The following is an 18,206-nucleotide window of genomic DNA, read 5'->3' on the forward strand; positions in this document are numbered from 1 at the left end:
AATTAAATGGTATACTATCCCAAAAGGAGCGACTATGAAACTATCAGAAATGCAAAAAGCGATTTATCAAAACAAGATTGATCACCAATTCAATGTCACAAATATTGAAAAAGAGTTTTTAGCTTTATATGGTGAAGTAGGGGAAGCCTTTGACGCGTATCGGAAGCAACAAGAGGTAGGAGAAGAATTGGCGGATGTGGCGATTTATCTTCTTGGGTTAGCAGAAATCCTTTCCATCGATCTTGAAGCAGAGATTCATAAAAAATGGCCGTCAACCAAAAGCGTCGTTATACGAGTTATGGCAATGGCTATGCAAAACGAATCGATAATTGATACACGCACAAAAACTAGTAGATTCCTCGAGAATAGGCCCTTACCGAAATAGAAATGGAAGCAGGAGATAGGATGGAAAAGAATGTAAGCATGCGTGAATTAACCACGGCGGATTTAGCAGAAGTCGTGGACCACTATATTGCTGTATTTTCAGCAGAACCATGGAATGACCAATTGACAGTGCCGCAAATCACCGACTATGTATCTTCAATGATGGCAATGAATACTTTTATTGGTTATCGACTAACAGACCGAGCATCGAATGAATTGATTGGTCTTTCATTAGGCTTTATCAAGCCCTGGTATCAAGGAAAAGAGTATGTGATCGATACCTTTTTAATTACTGGCACGCATCAAGGAAAAGGCCTTGGTTCCACTTTTTTAGAAAGGATCAAAGAGGATCTGCTCAAGAAAGAGATTCCAACGATCCTGTTAGATACCGAAGAAAGTATGCCAGCAGCGGATTTTTATAAAAAGAATGGCTTTAAACCGCTACCAGATAATGTGAGCTATTATTTATCTCTAGAATAATAATAGCTTGTCAATAAATAAAAAAGTCTGCGAAAAAATCGCAGGCTTTTTAGTTATGCACAGTTTCAACAGGTTTATCCACAATATGTTGTAGGAACGTGTTTTCGCCTACTAAATATTGGGTGTGTGGTTTTTAGAAAAGGATTTCAAAGAGATTCTTATGGACCAATGAGCGTAAAAGTGAAAAAAGTACTGAACCGCTTATAGAATATAGCAAAATTTATCTAGATGAGAGGCTCTGTTGGTACCGATCAGCTAATTTCTATCATCTTCGCGATAGGTCTTGCGATACTGTAGCGGCGTTAAACCAAATTTACGCTGAAATCATCTTTTGCTAAAGTAGCTCAAGTGATTGAAGCCAACGTGGTAGCAGATGGTTGAGATCGGTTCATCCGTTTCGATCAATAGGTTTTTGGCTTGAGACAATCGATAATCAATCAGATAGTTGATTGGGGTCAATGTCGTGTATTGCCGAAAAAGGGCGGTACAAGTACGTGTATTGATGGCAGCAGCTTTAGCGATCGCAGGAACCGTTAATGGTTCTTGATAATGCTCATGGACAAATGCCAGCATTAAGTAGATAGTTTCTTTCTTTGGTGAAGCAGGTCTTGCAGCCATTAGCTGTGAAAGGGCAGCTAAAAACAATTCATAGAGAGTAAATCGTTGTTCAATAAGCAGAGGCAGACGCACGGTTTGAACAAATGCTTGATGTTGGGCGGTTAAGGTTAAGCGCCGATAGCTGCGGGTGCGATCGTGGACTAATTGTTCGATCGCTTCTTTAAAAGCAGGGTCAGCAATAAAGCCTGAAGAAAAATCAAAGCAGCAATATCGGACGTTTTCTGAAGCTAAAACAGCACCATGGAGTACACGGCTATTAATAATGATCGCCTCATTCTTGCTTAGCAAAATTTGCTCGTCGTCTATCGTATACACGAAGCTACCTTCTTCGACCCATACAATTTGCAGCTCGTCGTGCCAATGCAGAGGCAATTGGTCGCCACGCTTTTGTTGCAAGCAACGTTGATAAATTGCGAAGGAGCGATTTGTAGTTGTATGTTTGGTCGTTTCTTCGTTTTCTTCTGTGCGTTCAAAGTACATACCGCACCACCTTTTTACAGAATAGTGTTAAAAACAATCAGGATATTGACAAAAGTTCACTATCTGATTCGGTATAATACTAACAAAGTAAAGTGAAAGACAAAAGGTGTTTTTATGAAAAAAACAGTTGGGATTGTTTATGCTTGTTCAGCAGCAGCTTTGTGGGCAGTTTCTGGCATCGCTGGACAAATTTTATTTACGAAATATAGTATTTCAGCAAATTGGCTCGTTTCAACACGATTGGTTCTTTCAGGGTGTTTGTTGCTAAGCATTGGGTTAAAGGATCGCGATCGATTGATTTCCCCATTTCGGGAGAAAAAGGACTTCATTCAGCTGCTCTTGTTTTCTTTCTTAGGCATGTTTCTCGTTCAATTTACCTACTTTAAAACGATTGAGCAAAGCAATGCTTCGTTTGCAACGATTATTCAATATACAGGACCTTTCTTTGTTTTACTCTATGCCGCGATAGCCAAAAGGCAGCTCCCCTCTTTAAAGACATGTTTCTGGTTATTGGTAACCTTACTTGGCGTGACGGCTGTGGCATCAAAAGGACAGAATGAGCAATTAGCAACTTCCCAATCTGCGCTAGGCTGGGGGTTAGCATCAGCGATATCACTAGCTTTTTATTCTATACAGCCGCGTAAACTCTTGCAAAAATATGGGAGTTTACCAATTGTCGGCTGGGGGATGTTGATTGGTGGAGGCTTGGGGAATGTGGTTCATCCAATGTGGCAGATCGATAGTCAACTGAACGTTCAAGTGATTCTTTATTTGCTGGTGGTCATTTTATTTGGAACAGCATTAGCGTATTTGATTTTTTTAACAAGTTTACGCTATTTATCCTCAACACTTGCAACAGTTTTAACAGCAGTTGAGCCACTGCTGGCTGCTTTCTTATCGATCATTGTTTTTCATGATCACTTCACAGTGGTGGAGCTAGTAGGATTTATGGCAGTTATAGGGAGCATCATGTGTTTACAAAAAAAATTGTGAAAAAGACGAGATTCGCCAAAATCGGTGAAGTCTCGTCTTTTTTATAAATCAACAGAAAAAGAAAACGCAGGAGTCTACGCTTTCTTTTTCTGTTCTTCTTTTTTCTTGTCTGTGGTCGGTACGGAATCTAGGGCTTTTTTGAAAATCTCTTCTTTTTTCGTTTTATAGTTATGTTGTCGTTCAGCATACACTTTTTCTTTCGTCTTTGTTTTCATACTCGGTCACCTCTTCCTTTTTTTAAGTATAGCATGATTTCACAAACTTATGCAAATTCTTAGTTTTCTCCTTGGTATTATAATCTTTTTCGTGAAATACATTGTGAAAATATTTCTTTTGGCAGAGATGAGGGACTTCTCTATTAAGAAATTCGCATCCGGTTGGAAGCGATGTAACAGGATTTCATCTAAGCGTCGATCACACAGGTGAAAGCAGCGTTCTTTTTGAAACAATTTTTTCACAGAATCCCTCGTGTAAAAAAGGAATGATAAATGGGTGGTTTTAGTATCGGTTTTTGAAAAAGGGGATCAGGAAAGAAATGTTATTCAAATAACAGTCTTGTTTTTCAAAAAGTGGGTTTGTTTGCAAAAAAATCCTGTTTTTATTCGCGAATTAAAATAACGTTGAATGAAATAGCGTTTTTCTCTGATTTATAGAAATCTTTGTAAATAGTGTGCCATTGAGCAACACCAAAGAGAAAGTGATCAAAAAGAATAACGCAGGAAAATAAATGACACGTTTTATTAAACGTAAAGTAAAAAAATACAAAACGAAAACAATATCAAAAAATATTAATTTTTGTTAAAATGGGGTACAGGGGGTGTTTTATTGGAATCTCGGAAAATCAAACGTAAGCGTTTAGTGAAACAAAAACGGTCCCTTTTCGTACAAAAAGGATTGGGTATCACAGCAGCGTTAGCATCGACTTCAGGTGTCTTTACGTCTCTTGCTCATGCGACCGAAACGACAAACGCTTCGTCATCAACCAACACAACTGCTACTCTTGCCAGATCGTCAGCTGAAACGGCGATCAATCGACAATTTAAAACAACAGCTTCACTGAATGTTCGTTCAAATGCTTCAACAAGTGCCTCTATCGTAAGTGGTGTAGGAGCAAATACAACAATCACTGCGGTGGCTCAAAAGAACGGTACCTCAGTGAATGGCAATACAACATGGTATAAGCTATCAACAGGCGGCTGGATCTCAGGGGCTTATGTGAAAAGCACTTCAGGCTCTTCTTCTGCCAATACAGGCTCGTCCAATTCGTCGTCTTCATCGGAAAAAGCAATTTCGAAATCAGTGAAAACGACCACTGCATTGAACGTCCGTTCAAATGCAACGACTAGTTCTAGTGTCGTACGTGGACTAAGCAGCAATGCGACGGTGAAAGTCGTTGCACAAAAGAGTGGAACGTCGGTGAATGGCACGACCACTTGGTACAAATTGTCCACAGGCGGTTGGATCACGGCGGCCTATGTCAAAGATGTTTCCAGCAGTTCGACAGGAAATAGTTCTTCTGGCGGCAACACAAGTGTTTCTGCAGAAACGGCTATCAACAAGAACGTGAAAACAACAGCGGCATTGAATGTCCGTTCGAGTGCCTCAACAAGTGGTAGTGTCGTTGGCAGCCTAAGCAACAGCACGACGGTGAAGGTCGTTGCCCAGAAAAATGGCACATCCGTTGGCGGCACCAATGTTTGGTACAAAGTATCGACTGGTGGCTGGATCACAGCGGCATATGTACGTGACGTCACGTCTAGTTCTGGAAATACAAGTAATAACAATAATTCAAACACAGGTTCAAGCAACACTGGTTCATCAAACGGCTCAAGCAATGCGAGTGAGCAAGCCATCAATAAAACGTTCCAAACAACCACTGGTATGAATGTCCGCTCAAATGCATCGACTTCTGCAAGTGTAGTCAGCAGTTTGGGCAGCAATGCGACCTTCAAAGCAGTCGCTCAAAAACAAGGAACGTCAGTCAATGGCAATGCCACTTGGTATAAGTTATCAACGGGTGGCTGGGTATCTGCAGCGTATGTGAAGGAAGTCAGTGCAACGACTCCTGGCAACAATAACAACGCAGGCAATACCAATGTTCCGATGAGCGTGAACGGAGCAGCGATCGTTGCAGAAGCTAGAAAACATATCGGCACTCCTTATCAATGGGGAGGCAAAGGACCAGATGTCTTCGACTGTTCTGGGTTTACACGCTACGTCTTCTTAAAAGTGACGGGCAAAAACATCGGCGATTGGACAGTCCCACAAGAAAGCGCAGGGACGATCATTCCTGTCTCGCAAGCACAAGCTGGCGACTTGCTGTTCTGGGGTCAAAAAGGGAATACCTACCACGTAGCGATCGCTACCAGTAATACAAGCTATATCCATGCGCCAAGCACGGGTTATACAGTCACTGAAGCACAATCAGGCTTTTCGACTGCTAGCTTCGCTCTACGCGTGAAATAAATGTTTCATTGAATAGGCAAAGGGTTTGTCCTTTGTTAGAAACGCCCATAAGAAAGCTGCCATCAGTTTTCTTATGGGCGCTTTTTGGGTTGGGCGCAGATCTTTTTAAAAGGTGGGCTTTGCCCTGTTTTTTTGACAAAAAGGCCGATTTGTCAAAATCACTTGTTTTTACTAGTACAAATTTTTGTCAAAAAAAATAGTTACTGATACCATAAAAACGTACCAATATTAGGAGGGATCTACATGAGATATACGAACGGAAATTACGAAGCTTTTGCAAGAAGCAGAAAACCGAAAGATGTCGAAAAGAAAGAAGCCTATATTGTTGGTGGGGGATTAGCAGGACTTGCTGCGGCAGTCTTCTTGATCCGTGACGGCCATATGGCGGGTGAGAAAATCCACGTCCTTGAAGAACTTTCTTTATCAGGCGGTTCATTGGACGGAAAATTCATTCCCCATGATGGATTTGTGACCCGCGGCGGTCGAGAAATGGAAAATCATTTTGAGTGTCTGTGGGATCTATTTCGCTCGATTCCATCTTTGGAGGTGGAAGACGCTTCGGTGCTAGATGAGTTTTACTGGTTGGACCACGATGATCCAAATTCGTCTAACTGTCGGATCATCCACAATCGCGGCCAACGAGCAGCAGATGATGGAGAATTTACCTTGTCTGCGACAGCACAAAAGGAATTGACCCAATTATTTATGACTTCAGAAGATCAATTGATCGGGAAAAAAATCGAAGATGTTTTTGGCGATGAATTCTTTGAATCCAATTTTTGGCTATACTGGTGTACGATGTTCGCCTTTGAAAAATGGCATTCGGCGATTGAAATGCGCCGCTATGTGTTGCGTTTTGTGCACCATATCGATGGCTTGCCTGATTTTACTGCGTTAAAATTTACCCGTTACAACCAATATGAGTCATTGGTCAAACCACTACTTGCTTATTTGGAAGAACAAGGAGTTGACTTCCAATATGAATGCACCGTCAGCAATATCGATGTTCGGATCGTGGGCGAGGAAAAAGTTGCTCAAAAACTTGTGCTAGAAAAAGCGGGGGCAATCGAAGAAATTCCTTTATCAGAAGATGACTTGGTCTTTGTTACCAACGGATCGATCACTGAAAGTTCCACGCAAGGGGACCATTATACTCCAGCGCCTATCTCAAAAGCACCTGGTGGCAGCTGGCGTTTATGGAAAAACTTGGCGGCGCAATCGCCTGAGTTTGGTCATCCAGAAGTCTTTTATGAAAACTTACCTGAAGAAAGCTGGTTTGTTTCGGCAACCGTGACTTGGCAGAATTTTGATGTGGAACCTTATTTAGAAAAATTGACCCATCGCAAGTTACGAACAGGCAGAATCGTCACTGGCGGGATCATCACCATCAAAGATTCCAATTGGATGATGAGCTTTGCGACCCATCGCCAACCGCACTTTAAAGAACAAAAAGACCAACAAACGATCACATGGGTGTATGGCTTGTTGTCAAATACACCAGGGAACTACATCAAAAAACCAATTGAACAATGTTCTGGACAAGAAATCGTGCAAGAACTGCTTTACCATTTAGGCGTGCCGGAAGCAGAAATCCAACGCATTTCAAAAGAATCAAGTGTGGCAGTTCCAGTCTACATGCCCTTTATCACTTCTTACTTCATGCTGCGTGAACCAGGGGATCGGCCATTGGTTATTCCAAATGGCTCCAAAAACTTAGCTTTTATCGGTAATTTCGCAGAGACTGAACGAGACACTGTTTTTACAACAGAATATTCCGTTCGGACTGCAATGGAGGCTGTTTATCAGCTATTAGCTGTGGAACGTGGGGTACCAGAAGTGTTTGCTTCCGCTTATGATCTACGTACTTTGGCCAAAGCTGTCTATTATCTGACCGATAAGAAAAAAATTACGGAAATGGAGCTGCCGTTTATCGAACGGAAACTCTTGGAAGGCTTCGTTAAGAAAACCGAACATACCTACATTGGCGATCTGTTGAAAGAAAACCATTTGATTTAAATAAAACGCAACGACAACGAGGCGAAAGAAGCTACTCGTTGTCGTTGCGCTTTTTATTTACTTTTTAGCGCAGTTTGAACGAATCATTATTCCTCAGATAAAATCCGAACTTGGATCTCTGTCAAATAAGCTTGCTCGTTGCTAAGGGTCGTTTCGTGGATCGATCGTTCATAGAAGTAGTCATCGATTTGCCATTGGTGCGTCGCAATCAGCTGCTTGAGTTTTTGATAGAACTGCTTCAATCCTTCGTCATCCCCCTGATAAATGGCGGTTAAATAGCATCCTGCTGGTTTCACGAAGGAAGTCCCGTGCGGCTCTTCTTGCCGCACGTAAACGTAGTCGATGTCTTGCGTATCGTCTTTGTTCGTCCGAATCATAAAACCGTACTCGTTATTCGAAAAAAGATAAGGCTGTGCCATCAAAAGGTCGTAGGCTTGGGTGATCATCTCTGGGATGGAGCTGCCGTTTAATCTAGGACTAAGGGAGAAATATTCCTCTGGCTGTTCCTTCAAGGTGAAGGGGGAAGTTTTTTCTGCAGCCAGGCGCAAATCCGCAGCTTTTCGTTCGATGATTTTTTTGATGTTGGTCAACTGCTGAATTTTTTCATCGATGGTTTGCCGCTTGGCTTCCAATAAGTTTCTCATGGTCTCGGCATCCCCCTGCAGCGCTGTTTGGATCTCTTTTAAGGGCATCGATAATTCTTTCAATGACAGGATCAATCCGAGATCCAAAAGTTGATCAAGGGAATAATACCGATACCCGTTCTCGTCTTTGCTGTTTGGTTGAAATAGCCCAATCTCGTCATAATAGTGGAGTGTCCGAGGATTGATCCGCGCTAAGCGTGCCATTTCCGATACTTTTAATTTGGTTTTCATGAAGCTCCTCCTTGACTTTACAGTTACTGTAAACTTTATACTAAGGATAGTCAACTACTGGTAGGAAGATAGAATGAATAAAAAAGTAACATATCGACCATTTAAACGAGAAGATCTGCCTGCGCTTGTGCAAGTAATTATTGATAGCTGGAACTACGACAAGCAATTTGACAAGAAGACCGCCAAGCACTTTGCTCATGTCTTTTTGTGTTATGAACTTGCTCGTGCGACCTATTCGCGGGTGGCTCTTTTAAATGGTGAAGCTGTCGGTATCTTATTAGCAGATAGTAAGAGAGGGAAGAATCTTCATCCAGCGCGCTATTGGGGGAAAACGATTTGGCATGCTGGCTGCTTACTGCTTACGAAAGAAGGGAGAAACACGCTGCTGCATTATGCCAAGGAGGTGGCTGAGTTAAATCAAGCGATGTTGAAAGACTTACAAACTCCTTTTCAGACCGAAGTTGGTTTGTTTGCCGTTAGTCCCAAAACACAAGGATTGGGTGTAGGCAAGCAGCTCTTTACTTCCTTTTTAGCGATGGTCCAGCAGGAAAAAACGGCTCCGTTTTTCCTTTATACCGATACCACCTGTAATTTCGGTTTTTATGAGCATATGGGCTTGAAGCGGGCAGCTGCTGTGAAACGCTGGATCAAAAAACCGATTAAGAAGGAAATCGAGTTTTATATCTATACTTCCTAAGAGTGCAGCGATGCACTCTTTTTTCATTGGCTAGTATGGTAAACTGGAAGCAAAGAAGGTCAAGGAAGCTGTTTTCGTTTTATGGAAACGGCGCTTATTTTGGTCGAAAGCGATGGCTCAATCCGCTTTCGTAAAAAGGATGGGGAATGGGAAAGGATGGTTTATTTGGAAAAAAAGCAGATAGGGTTTATTTTAAGTGATATTGATGGGACGATCTTGGATCATAAACATCAAATCGATCTGGATTTGATTGAAGAAATCAAACGATTGAAGCAGCAAGCGATTCCTTTTGTTTTGGCTTCCGCTCGCTCCCCGAAAGGAATGCTACCGATAGCTCAAGAATTAGGGATAGAAGACTGGCCCTTGGCTTGTTACAACGGTGCCCTGATTGGAGGGTACGATCAAAAGGGCACACTGGTACCGATTTTCAGTCATGAGGTCAAAAAAGCAGAAGCAAAAACTTTGGTTGCGCGCATCAAAGCTGATTTTCCTGGTGTTTCCATCAATGTCTACTCTGGTGATCAGTGGTATTGCGAAAGAGTAGACCAATGGGCACGAGCAGAAGCGGCGATCACCAAAGAGACTCCTGTAGAAACTTCATTAGAACAACTGTTGGCACAAGAAGCTTTTGAGGTTCATAAGTTTCTTTTGATCGGCACAAAGGCAGAAATCCAAGCGCTTCATGCTGCCTGCCAGAACGCTGGATTTTTAGAAAGCGCCTTTTACTTATCCAAAGAGAATTATTTGGAAGTCACTCATCAAGCTGTGGGAAAAGATAAGGTGCTAAATGAATTGGCGGCCTATTTTCAAGTGCCGCTGGCGCAAACCTTAGCGATCGGCGATAATTTTAACGACCTGCCAATGATTGCTTCAGCTGGTATTGGTGTTGCGATGGAGAATGCGCCCGAATTGGTCAAAGCAAAAGCTGATTTTGTGACGGCTAGCAATACAGACCATGGGGTTGCTGATGCATTGCGGCGATTTGTCACAGAATAGATAAAAAAACTAGGTTTTTTGAACAAATTGATTGACTTTCATTTCTACTCTCCTTAAACTTTTAGCTATACCTAAAAAGGTAAGTGTTTGTTGGAAAGAAGGAGAAAAATGAATAAGAAGATCGAGAAGACATTGACCAAATTTGCCGAGCCGTTGGGGCTCTCCGTTGATACTTCCACTGGGGTGATTTATGGAACGTATCATAGTTATAAACTTTTTTTAGTTCAAGAGAATAACAATAGTTATTCTCTAGTGGCTCACTTTTCACTTAGCAAAGATGGCGAACTTCCCAACCAAGAAGAAGTCAAAGAAGTTTTAAGTGAGTCAAAAGAGATCATCGACTGTGTGATCCAAGGATATCAAGTTGCCTATACTTTACGCGGAGCGATGACTGCAGGGAAAACCGTGGACAAGTTACGTACTGCGTTGGACCAGTTGACGAATTTTTTGAAGACGAAAGGCTTCCAAAATGCTTGTACCTTCTGCGGCGCGGTCACTGAGCCGGTTTCGCTGTATGCTATTGGCGGCGCTCCCGTCATTGCCTGTGAAGCTTGCTTTAAGAAACAACAAGAAGCAGTCCTTGCGCAAGAACGGGAAAAAGGGCAGAAAAAAGAAAATTGGTTAGCTGGAACCGTGGGTGCGTTTCTTGGCTCACTGATTGGTGCCGGCGCAATTATTTTATTAGGACAATTGGGGTATGTTGCTGCATTGTCTGGGATCGCGATGGCGATCTGTGCCATCAAAGGGTATGAATTATTAGGTGGAAAACTCAGCACAAAAGGTATTATTAGTAGTATTATCGTCATGATCATCATGGTCTATGTCGGGAATCGTATCGACTGGTCGATCAGTGTAGCGAATTATTACACGGACGTTGATGTCTTCTATGCCTTCCGTATTTTACCTGATTTGATTCGTGAAGGATATTTGGAAGCGAGTCAATATTACGGGAACTTAGGTCTGGTCTATCTCTTTACGGCGATTGGGGCTGTGCCAACTATTATCGCTACGGTACGAGAGGGGAAAGTGACGCGTCAAAGCTATAAAATGGAGTAATCCACGTTTCTATCCAAAGATAAAAAAACACAAAGCGAGATCTTTTTCGCTTTGTGTTTTTTGTTTTTGTGTCATAAATAATAACATGCCGTGTTAACATAAAAAATAAATAATAATAAAATGAGAAAAATAGCTTGCTTTTATAATTAATATTTATTAAAATCTTATTTACATTCAGAGTTTTGTAATAATTCTGAAAATTTTGGATTTTCATAAGGGGTAGGTAAGATGAAGAAAAAATGGGGATATGGTGTCGTCGCTGTTTGTGGAATCGTATTAGCAGGTTGCTCAACAGGAGGGACATCAAGTACAGGTGAAAGTTCAAGTGGTAGTGGGACAGCAGCTGCCGAACAAATTTTTAATGTTGTGGTTCAACAAGAAATGCCGAGTGCCGATCTATCCTTAGCCACCGATACGATCAGTTTCAGTGCTTTAAATAATGTGTATGAAGGGTTGTACCGCTTAGATGCTGATAGTAAGCCCGAACCAGCAGGTGCCGCCGAATTAGCGGAAGTCAGTGAAGATGGTCTGACCTATAAATTGAAACTACGAGAAGATGCCAAATGGTCAAATGGAGAACCAGTAACGGCAGCGGATTATGTGTTTGGTTGGCAACGCACCGTAAGTGCGGAAACAGGTTCTGAGTATGCGTACTTATTTGCGCCCGTAACCAATGCCGAAGCGATAACAGCAGGTGAAAAAGATGCCTCAGAATTGGGGATCAAAGCAGTCAGTGACTATGAATTAGAAATCACGCTGACGACACCTACGCCATACTTCCAATACTTATTGGCATTTCCATCCTTCTTCCCACAAAGTCAAGCAGTCGTAGAAGACAACGGCGATCAATATGCTACAACAAGCGACAATGCCGTTTACAACGGACCCTTTGTGTTAGCTGGCTTTGATGGGCCAGGAACCGATACAGAATGGTCATATGAAAAGAACGACCAATATTGGGACAAAGAGACGGTGAAACTTGATACCATCAATGTTAGTGTCGTAAAAGAATCATCAACTTCCTTGAATCTATTCCAAGATGGGCAAGCAGACGACGTCATCTTAACAGGAGAATTGGCACAGCAAATGGCCAATGATGAAGCGTTTGTGTCAGAACCATTAGCCCGTACTTCCTATATCGAGTTGAATCAGCGAGAAGAAGATTCGCCATTCCGCAATGAGGATCTGCGTAAAGCAATCTCTTATGCCATTGATCGTGATGCATTAGTGACATCGATTTTAGGGGACGGTTCATTGGCTTCCACAGGTTTGATACCAAAAGGAATGACCTTTAACCCAACTGATAATACTGATTTTGTCGATGAAGCGGAAAGTGTCATTGAATACGATCAAGAAAAGGCCAAAGAACATTGGGAAAAAGCCAAAGAGGCGTTGGGAATCGATTCCTTGAGCTTTGAAATTTTGGCTTCTGATACAGATTCAACCAAAAAGGCCATTGAGTATATTCAAAGTGCGATCCAAGACACGCTTGATGGGGTGAAAGTTAGCCTAAGTCCTGTTCCTTTCTCCGTTCGTTTAGATCGTTCAAACTCAGGTGACTTTGATGTCGTCATGGGTGGTTGGGGAGCTGACTATGCGGATGCTAGCAGCTTTACTGATTTGTTTGTTACCGACAATTCCTACAACCGCGGTCGTTGGACAAGTGAGGCGTACGATGCAGCAGTGAAATCGTCTGCCACGACAAACGCTGGCAATCCAGATGCTCGCTGGCAAGATTTGTTAGATGCAGAGAAAATCATTATGGATCAACAAGGGGTCATCCCTGTGTACCAAAACGTTGAAGCTCATTTACGTGCACCAAAAGTAAAAGGGGTCGTATCACACGGTGCTGGTGCGCAATATGACTACAAGTGGGCAGTGATTGAAGAATAAGCGCCTAAAGAAGAAACTGGTTTTGCGTGAGCAAGCCAGTTTTTTTCTTGGGCTTTGTTCTTACTTACACAATGTTAGTAATGAGAGCGGATGCAATTGTTTATAAAAAAACAAAAAAAGTTGGCAAGGGATCAACGATCGACTTGCCAACCTCGTTTTTTGTTCATCTATTTCACAGAAATCCAGTGAAAGATTATTCGCTAACTGTTACGTCACCTGTTACAGAAGCGCCATCTTCGTCAAGTGTTGCTGAATCTTGGAATTCTTTTGAAGTGAATGTTACGTTACCTTCAACTTTTGCACCGTTCAATACAAAGCCGTTAGCATTCACTTCAACGTCACCTTTGATTACACCGTGAACGATGTTGAAGTTTTCTGAGTTAACGATCAATTTAGGAACAGTTACTGTGTATTCAGCTGTTACGTTGCGGTCTTCATCTTGTGAGTACAATGCAAATTTACGGTAGATATCAGCAGAGTCGTCACCTTTGTCGTGGAATTCGCCATCAACGGTTACATCGTTATCAAATGTCATGTCGCCAGTTACAGCAACGATCCAGTTACCATCTGCGCTCAATGCTTTTTCGATCACTGAAGTTTGGTCACTGATAGAAGCAGTTGAAACAACGTCATCTGATGATTCAGTTGATGCAGCAGTTGAAGCTGCTGTTGATGATGATGAGCTTGCAGCTGTATCGTTATCTGAACTACATGCAGCTAAAAGAGTGCCTCCCATAAGCAATGATGCAGCGATTAAAGTGATTTTAGTTTTTTTCATGTTTCCTTCTCCTTTGTATTCCCATAGTTTTCTTAAAAACAAAATGATTATACCATACCGAGATGAAGTTTGTGAAACAAAAAACATAAATGAGGAGAAATTTAATAAATAGCAGCCTAGGATTAAAAAAATTTCAAAAAAACTGGGAATAAATGAGTGACGCTTACGAATGAATGAGACATCTCATTCACAAAGAACTCTCCATTATGGAAGAAATGCCCTTCTTCTATAATGGAGGATCATTACTACATGCGCTTTCGATCAGTCAACTGCTTGAACTTCGATACGATCAAATCCATGATGAACTGATACATAAAAGCATGGGTTTGAAAATGGGTTTGATGAGGGAAGATGATTGCTTCTTGGACAAAGGGCAGTTCCGAGATCTGTGGATTAGCGGTGATCACGATGACTTTGGCTTTGGTTCGATCGAAGAAATCTTTTCGTGGTGTTCCATTTCGAATTTGCTGTTTCGTTAGGTAGTCACCGGAGTTGGTAAAAATGATAAACAGCGATTCTTCATCAGCGGTCTTGATGATTTCTTCCTGTACGAGATCGTCTTGGAAGGTCCGAATGAACTTGCCGTTGTATGCTAGTTTGATCTGGAAATCAATAGCAGCTGATTCTGAGAATAAAATTCCAAAAGCAAAGACATTTTTATGGGTCACAATTGCTTGTGCGACCCGTTCGATGGCTGGCAGATCAAGATGATGACGCAGATAATCGATGTCTTGTACAACTGCGTCAAAATAGGAGTCTACGCCCTCTTGCTCTAAGGCAGACAAAATATTCGAACGATAATTCAGGGGATTGTTGAAGCGATTCTCGATAAAGGCAGCGTTGTCTTTTAGATCGCCATAATCATCAAAGCCCAAGGTGCGAGCGAATTTTGAAACGGTTGACTTTGACACATGGCAAAGAGCAGCAAATTCACCAATGCTTAGAGTTTGGATCTGATCATAATGGTTGATCATGGTCAAACCGATATAGTAGTTGGTGGAATCAGTGGGTGCATTATTTAAAAGATTCAATAAACGAATGATTAAGAGGCCCATTTTCTTTCCTTTCTTGTAAGCAGTTTCCAAATTGCGAACTTTCGCAGGTGAGAGAAAAAAATCTGCTATAGTAACGCCATAAAGCGCTTTATAAATCAAACACGGGAGTGAGTCATTTGGCAAAAGATTATTCAAAACTTGCTAGTGAAATTATAGCACAGGTCGGTGGGGAACAAAATATCGTTAGCCTGTATCATTGCATCACTAGATTGCGTTTTAAGTTGAAAGATGTCGAGTTGGCACGAAAAAATAAGGATAAGATTCAGCAGCTTGATGGGGTATTGTCTGTCATTGAAGGAAATGGCCAGTTTCAAGTCGTGATCGGTAATCATGTAGCGGATGTTTTTCAAACGATCATGAGTAAGTATTCGATCCAAAATGCTTTGGAAAGTGATGGGGATGCCGAAGAATCAACAGAAAAACAAGGCAATGTATTTATCCGATTCTTCAATGTATTGTCTGCGATCTTTAATCCAATCATTGTTGCTCTTGCAGGGGCAGGGATGTTGAAAGCTTTGCTAGTTGTTTTTACAACCTATCATTTGATGGATACGGAAGGAAGCACCTATAAAATATTAGCTGCTGCTGGCAATAGTGTCTTTTATTTCTTGCCTTTATTTTTAGCGATCAGTGCAGCGCGGATTTTCAAAGTCAATATGTTTATTGCTTTAGCAATCGTTGGGGCGTTGCTGGAGCCGAATTTTACAGCAATGGTGACGGAAAACGGTGTGACGGTCGATTTCTTTGGCATCCCAGCTGTGTTGATGGGGTATTCGGGTACCGTGATTCCAGCGATCGTTTCGATCTATATCTACTCGCATTTGGAACGACTACTCAAACGGATCATTCCTAAGAGTATCGAGATTTTTGCTCTATCACTAGTAGCTCTTTTGATCATGGTGCCTTTGACCGTTTTGATCATTGGACCGGTCGGTGTAATGCTTGGAGACGGTTTAGGCAATGCCATGAACTTTATCAGCGACAAGAGCGGGCTGTTGGCTGGCTTGTTGATCGGTGGCGGTTGGACATTCTTAGTAATGATCGGGATCCATTGGGGAGTTGTACCGATCATGGTCAATAACCTAGCGGTATATGGCTATGATACGCTGCGCCCGATGATCGCAGCAGCAACATTTGCGAGTGCTGGGGTTGCTTTAGGTGTGTTTTTACGCTCTCGCAGAAAAGAAACCAAAGGCCTGGCGCTATCTTCTTTGCTTCCAGCATTGCTTGGAGGAATTACAGAGCCAATCGTCTATGGACTTTCGGTAAAATTTAAAAAGCCGTTGATTGCTCAAACCATCGTTGGTGCCCTTGCTGGTGCGTTTATGGGAATGATGCAAACCAAGGCCATCGTCTATGTTTTCCCAGCATTAACGACATTGCCAGCTTTCTTTGGGGACACCTTTGTGTACTATTTGATCGGCATTGCCTTTGCGTTCTTCGGTACTGCTATTTTGACCTATGTATTAGGATTTGAAGAAACGCTAGAACCTGTTTTAGAAGAAGGTGCAGGGCTGCAAGTGATGACACCAGTTGCTGGTGAAGCGATCACGCTTGATGATGTCAAAGATGAAGTATTTTCTTCTCGAGCAATGGGGGATGGATTAGCCGTTTATCCATCAGCCGGCGATATTTATGCGCCACTTACTGGTACGGTTGTGACAGTTTTTCCAACTGGACATGCTTTTGGGATCCAATCAGCTGCTGGGACGGAAGTGTTGGTGCATATCGGCTTAGACACGGTTGATTTAGCAAAAGGCGTGTTTGAGATTTCGGTGAAACAAGGGGATCAAGTCGTGAAGGGGCAAAAAATTGGCACCTTTGACTTAGCAAAAATTATTGAAAAAGGATATGATCCGACAACCATGTTGGTCTTTACCAGTATGATCAAAGAAGATGCATTGACAGTTGTGGATCAAGCGAAAAAAGACGTTACCGCTTTGGTAGCAAATGATTTATTAAAAGGAGCGATTTCATGAGTGTATTTCCAAAAAATTTCCTATGGGGCGGCGCGATCGCCGCAAATCAAGCCGAAGGAGCTTATTTGGAAGGAGGAAAAGGATTAAGTGTAGCAGATATTTTACCAGTTGGTGAAAAACGTATTGAGCAAGTTTCACTGCAGCTTGAAGAGGATAACTTTTATCCGAGCCATGAAGCCATCGACTTTTATCATCGGTACCCAGAAGACATTGAACTGTTTGCGGAAATGGGCTTGAAGTGTTTGCGTACCTCAATTGCTTGGAGTCGCATTTTTCCGAATGGGGATGAGACGGAACCCAATGAAGCAGGTTTACAATTTTATGATGATTTATTTGATGCTTTGAATGAAAAAGGGATCCAACCAGTTGTTACGTTAGCCCACTTTGAGACGCCACTGCATTTGGTGACGAAATATGGTGGTTGGCAAAATCGTGCGCTGATCGATTTTTTTGATCGGTATACAAAAGTGGTTTTTGCACGCTACAAAGGGAAAGTGAAATATTGGATGACTTTCAATGAAATCAACCATACCCATACGATCCCGTTACTCGCAGCAGGTATCGATGTGTTTTCTTTCGAGACTGAAGAAGAAAAATTACAGGCACTTTATCAAGCAAGTCATAATATGTTTGTTGCAAGTGCCAAAGCAGTTCTGAATGGGAAGGCAGTAGATGAAAACAATCAGATTGGCTGTATGCTGTCACTGAGCCCGATTTACCCTGCAACGTGCAACCCGCAAGATGTTTTTGAATCGTATCAACTGCGCCGTCGTTCCTTGTTCTATAGTGATGTGCAATTGCGAGGAGCCTATCCGGAATACTTCGACCGCATCGTGAAGGATAATCATCTGTTGCTGGACATTACAGAAGAAGATCTAGCGATCATTAAAGCGGGGACCTGCGATTATTTAGGCTTTAGTTTTTACCGCAGCTCATTGCATGAAGCAGGCATGAAAATTTTAGGCAATACTGGCGGATTACTAGGGAAAAAGAATCCTTACCTAAAAGAAACTGCTTGGGGATGGCCGATCGATCCGCTGGCATTACGCTATGTTTGCAGCGAATTGACTGATCGCTATCAAAAACCATTATTTATCGTTGAAAATGGAATTGGTTTAAAGGATGTTGTCAATGAAGATGGATCGATCGTCGATGAAGAACGGATGGCCTATTTAAAAGACCATGTAGAAGCAATGGCGGAATCGATCAAAGATGGCGCAACGATTCTAGGCTATACATGGTGGGGACCGATCGATATCGTTTCTGCGGGGACAGGAGAGATGGAAAAACGATACGGCTTTATCTATGTCGATAAGCAAAATGATGGTAGCGGAGATCTTTCCCGCAAGAAAAAAGCTAGTTTTGCCTATTATCAGCAAGTGATCGCCACGAATGGGGAAGCGTTGGCGTACGAATCATTTTTGAAAGGCGGCAAGTAAA

Annotated in this window: 15 protein-coding genes and 1 pseudogene; 11 read left to right on the forward strand and 5 right to left on the reverse strand. The window is 42.1% G+C overall.

Translation table 11 applies throughout. The features are described from left to right. Positions 1-34: 34 nt before the first annotated feature. Positions 35-333: pseudogene (locus CO692_RS12100) on the forward strand (MazG-like family protein). A gap of 72 nt (positions 334-405) precedes the next feature. After that, the gene (locus tag CO692_RS12105; RefSeq protein ID WP_005225310.1) at positions 406-864 is read left to right on the forward strand and encodes a GNAT family N-acetyltransferase; all 459 of its coding nucleotides are present in this window, start codon (positions 406-408) and stop codon (positions 862-864) included. A 324-nt stretch (positions 865-1,188) separates the two neighbouring features. Here CO692_RS12105 and CO692_RS12110 read toward each other — a convergent pair whose 3' ends face one another. After that, a complete protein-coding gene (locus CO692_RS12110) occupies positions 1,189-1,962 on the reverse strand; it encodes a helix-turn-helix transcriptional regulator (RefSeq protein ID WP_226818144.1) in 774 nt (257 codons plus the stop codon). 114 nt (positions 1,963-2,076) lie between these two features. Here CO692_RS12110 and CO692_RS12115 point away from each other — a divergent pair, with 114 nt between their 5' ends. Further along, entirely contained in the window at positions 2,077-2,955 is an 879-nt protein-coding gene (locus CO692_RS12115) for a DMT family transporter (RefSeq protein ID WP_096742335.1), read from the forward strand. A gap of 74 nt (positions 2,956-3,029) precedes the next feature. On the opposite strand, the gene CO692_RS17725 is transcribed toward CO692_RS12115, so the two are convergent. Next, positions 3,030-3,170, reverse strand: coding sequence for a hypothetical protein (locus CO692_RS17725; protein ID WP_005237363.1), 141 nt, complete (start codon positions 3,168-3,170; stop codon positions 3,030-3,032). Between the two features lie 610 nt (positions 3,171-3,780). Between CO692_RS17725 and CO692_RS12120 the strand changes: the two genes are divergently transcribed. Both CO692_RS12120 and CO692_RS12125 read left to right on the forward strand, forming a co-directional pair. Continuing rightward, positions 3,781-5,421 carry an SH3 domain-containing protein gene (locus tag CO692_RS12120; protein ID WP_086338612.1) on the forward strand — a complete coding sequence of 547 codons (1,641 nt, stop codon included), beginning with the start codon at positions 3,781-3,783 and terminating at the stop codon, positions 5,419-5,421. A gap of 243 nt (positions 5,422-5,664) precedes the next feature. After that, entirely contained in the window at positions 5,665-7,437 is a 1,773-nt protein-coding gene (locus CO692_RS12125) for an oleate hydratase (protein ID WP_074536535.1), read from the forward strand. A gap of 86 nt (positions 7,438-7,523) precedes the next feature. On the opposite strand, the gene CO692_RS12130 is transcribed toward CO692_RS12125, so the two are convergent. Beyond that, a complete protein-coding gene (locus tag CO692_RS12130) occupies positions 7,524-8,312 on the reverse strand; it encodes a MerR family transcriptional regulator (RefSeq protein WP_096742336.1) in 789 nt (262 codons plus the stop codon). A gap of 73 nt (positions 8,313-8,385) precedes the next feature. Between CO692_RS12130 and CO692_RS12135 the strand changes: the two genes are divergently transcribed. The 4 genes from CO692_RS12135 to CO692_RS12150 all read left to right on the forward strand — a co-directional run bounded on the left by CO692_RS12135 (position 8,386) and on the right by CO692_RS12150 (position 12,954). Then, positions 8,386-9,009 carry a GNAT family N-acetyltransferase gene (locus tag CO692_RS12135; RefSeq protein ID WP_096742337.1) on the forward strand — a complete coding sequence of 208 codons (624 nt, stop codon included), beginning with the start codon at positions 8,386-8,388 and terminating at the stop codon, positions 9,007-9,009. A gap of 156 nt (positions 9,010-9,165) precedes the next feature. After that, a complete protein-coding gene (locus CO692_RS12140; protein ID WP_185939936.1) occupies positions 9,166-10,005 on the forward strand; it encodes a Cof-type HAD-IIB family hydrolase in 840 nt (279 codons plus the stop codon). 108 nt (positions 10,006-10,113) lie between these two features. Continuing rightward, entirely contained in the window at positions 10,114-11,061 is a 948-nt protein-coding gene (locus CO692_RS12145) for a hypothetical protein (protein WP_060792887.1), read from the forward strand. Positions 11,062-11,289: 228 nt separating this feature from the next. Next, complete coding sequence (locus CO692_RS12150) at positions 11,290-12,954, forward strand: peptide ABC transporter substrate-binding protein (protein ID WP_096742339.1); 1,665 nt, start codon at positions 11,290-11,292, stop codon at positions 12,952-12,954. Between the two features lie 193 nt (positions 12,955-13,147). On the opposite strand, the gene CO692_RS12155 is transcribed toward CO692_RS12150, so the two are convergent. Together CO692_RS12155 and CO692_RS12160 are read right to left on the reverse strand one after the other, a co-directional pair. Next, positions 13,148-13,732, reverse strand: coding sequence for a polymer-forming cytoskeletal protein (locus CO692_RS12155; protein ID WP_010747631.1), 585 nt, complete (start codon positions 13,730-13,732; stop codon positions 13,148-13,150). A gap of 245 nt (positions 13,733-13,977) precedes the next feature. Further along, positions 13,978-14,787, reverse strand: coding sequence for a MurR/RpiR family transcriptional regulator (locus tag CO692_RS12160; RefSeq protein WP_005225327.1), 810 nt, complete (start codon positions 14,785-14,787; stop codon positions 13,978-13,980). A 107-nt stretch (positions 14,788-14,894) separates the two neighbouring features. Between CO692_RS12160 and CO692_RS12165 the strand changes: the two genes are divergently transcribed. Both CO692_RS12165 and CO692_RS12170 read left to right on the forward strand, forming a co-directional pair. Further along, entirely contained in the window at positions 14,895-16,766 is a 1,872-nt protein-coding gene (locus CO692_RS12165; RefSeq protein ID WP_096742340.1) for a beta-glucoside-specific PTS transporter subunit IIABC, read from the forward strand. Beyond that, a complete protein-coding gene (locus CO692_RS12170) occupies positions 16,763-18,205 on the forward strand; it encodes a glycoside hydrolase family 1 protein (RefSeq protein ID WP_016610579.1) in 1,443 nt (480 codons plus the stop codon). Before CO692_RS12165 ends, CO692_RS12170 begins: the two co-directional genes overlap by 4 nt. The last annotated feature ends 1 nt before the right edge of the window (position 18,206 follow it).

Origin of the sequence: Enterococcus sp. FDAARGOS_375, from assembly GCF_002393265.1 — a bacterium.
GTDB classification, from domain to species: domain Bacteria; phylum Bacillota; class Bacilli; order Lactobacillales; family Enterococcaceae; genus Enterococcus_D; species Enterococcus_D innesii.